Origin of the sequence: Duncaniella sp. (assembly GCF_029054785.1) — a bacterium.
In the GTDB taxonomy this organism is placed as follows: Bacteria; Bacteroidota; Bacteroidia; order Bacteroidales; family Muribaculaceae; genus Duncaniella.
Genome location: NZ_JAIDEN010000096.1, coordinates 1 through 2,415, shown reverse-complemented (window position 1 = coordinate 2,415; position 2,415 = coordinate 1). Strand labels below are relative to the sequence as shown.

The 2,415-nt window shown below is 46.5% G+C and carries 2 protein-coding genes; both read left to right on the top strand.

All coding sequences use genetic code 11. From position 1 onward, the window contains the following. Positions 1 to 362: 362 nt before the first annotated feature. A complete protein-coding gene (locus K2H17_RS06345) occupies positions 363 to 767 on the top strand; it encodes a helix-turn-helix domain-containing protein (protein ID WP_300132736.1) in 405 nt (134 codons plus the stop codon). A 44-nt stretch (positions 768 to 811) separates the two neighbouring features. Next, entirely contained in the window at positions 812 to 2,311 is a 1,500-nt protein-coding gene (locus K2H17_RS06340; protein ID WP_300132734.1) for a DUF4099 domain-containing protein, read from the top strand. Positions 2,312 to 2,415 lie beyond the last annotated feature (104 nt).

The window sequence follows — 2,415 nt, the reverse complement described above, 5'->3', positions numbered from 1 at the left end:
GCGTAATTATGATACCATCAAACAGGACGTCATAGACATTGTGAGGCGTGAGACAATGCGTATCGCAGCCGACCCCAAGCTGAGACACTTGCTGGATATGAAGCCGAGATGATAGATTTTAATATTTGGAGCTTTTGAATATCAAATAGTTATCCATATACTACATACTAAAGAGGTGCTATGAAGAAAAATGTAATTTTTTTCTCTCATGGCACCTCTTTTTATTCTTCTTGAATACTGTGAATTACGCACTTTACCGAAATGGGGTAAAATGTTAAAGCCATTGTGGGGTACATATATACCATACAATACAGGGGTCTGACAATCGCCAATTTTGCATCAGAAATTCAAACGAATAGAAAATGCAAAATGAAAAATTAACCCAGAAACTTGCCGATGTCGCAGGTGTCGTAAACAACGACAGCGACACAAAGGCGCTGCTCTTTGAAATTTCTGAGAAGCTTGGTATTCTCATTGATTTGCAAAGAGCCCGGAATCCTCCCGCTCAGGAAACCGTAACTAAAACCGAAGATGACGGAGTGATAGACACAAGCTGGATAATCCCGCACAAACTGTATGACAACAGTCAGTTCTGCCGGATATTCAATGTCGCCAAAATCACTGCCCAGAAGTGGCGTTCCTCCAAGCTGATAGCCTATATACTGATTGGAAAGAGCGTCCGCTATCAGGGAAGCGACATTATCAGGTTCATAGAAGTCTATGCCGCCCGTCGCAATTACAAAATCTTTCCGATACCGGATGAATAAGCGGATCGGGATAATCAAAACAACATTTACCCATACCCACAACAATGGAATCCACACCACAAGAAGAAGTGCTGATAGCCCGCAATAACGAAACCGGGCAGGTAGGCGCGGTGACCGGAGTCAATGACGACGGCACACCGAAACTGACAGACATCAAGTCGTCAAAAATATCTGACCTTATCAAATTCTCGAAAGGCCAGAATCCCATCGAAGCATTCCTGTCGAATTTCATCCGGCAGGTGAACAATCCCTCGACCTTCGGATTCTTCAAAGTCCCGGCAGACCGATATGAAAGCGTCGGATATGCAATGGCAGACTTCATTCAGGAGCCGGAGAAGAATGCAGAAATTCTTAAAGACTTCAAGGTTGATGTGCCTCAGACGCAGCAAACCGAAGTCAAGGAAGAATCTCCCGCTCAGGAGGTCGCACATGAAGAGCCGCCGAAAGAAACTGATGCTGTCAAATATCAGAAACCTGAACCCATCGACGGAAGCAAGGTAAACTGGGATGACCTCAAAGCCAAATGGGGACTCGACCGGAGTCTTCTTTCCGACAGCGATGTGAGCAATATGCTCAACAACAAGAAGTCCAAGCTCGTGACCCTCAATCCGACAATGTTCGGAGAGTCTTTCGAGTTGAAGGCAAGGCTTTCGTTCAGGTCTAATCCTGACGGCACAGTTTCACTTCGCCCTCATTTCATCACCACTGAGCCTAACCTCTCCGAGGAGTTCAAAGGTGTCAAGTTCTCCAAGTATGACCGCGAGATGCTTGAAAAGACTGGCAACCTTGGTAGAGTGGTGGAACTGACTGATGCCAACGGCAACAAGGTCCCCTCATTTGTGAGCATCGACCGTGACACGAAGGAGCTGGTAGCGGTACACGTCAACAGCATCTATGTCCCTCCCAAAATCGGGAACACGGAGTTTACTCCGAAAGACATCGGTATCCTAAAATCCGGAAAGCAACTGCTGAAGGATTACACGGACAAGAATGGCAATACCTATCCGGTTGTCCTGCAATGCAGCGCCGCCAATCAGAATATAGAGTTCGTTCCTCGCGCCAACCGTCTATTCCAGACGGAGAAAAAGGAACAGACCGAAGAAAAAGCCGCCCAACAGGAACATCATTCTGAAAATCCATCGCAGGAACAGACCGAGAAGAAGGGGAACTGGCTTCTCCCCAATGGGGAAATCAAGCCCATCGGCAAGTGGAAAGACTATCACTTCACAGAAGAACAGAAATCCGACTATGCCGCCGGCAAATCCGTAAAAGCCGAAGTCACAGATGACAAGGGGCAGAAAGCAACCGTCTATGTGAAATTCAATCCGGAAAAAGGACGCCCCATTCCATACAAGAGCGATCCCGATTTGGCCCAAACGGTTACTCCCGCTGATGAAAGCAAGACCCAGATGGCCGTAAACAATGACGGCAAGACCAACGAGGCAACGAAAAATATTACCGAGCCTCTATCAAAGGGTCAGGTCTCGCCCAAAGACGATGACCAGCAAAAACAGCAACGAAAGCCCAAAGGTCCCAAAATCTAACAACAAATCTCCAAACGAGTGTCGGCAGTCAATGCCGGCTGCCGACACTCCTAAATAAAAAAATCATAACTCAAAAAATTATATAACAATGATTACTATAATCG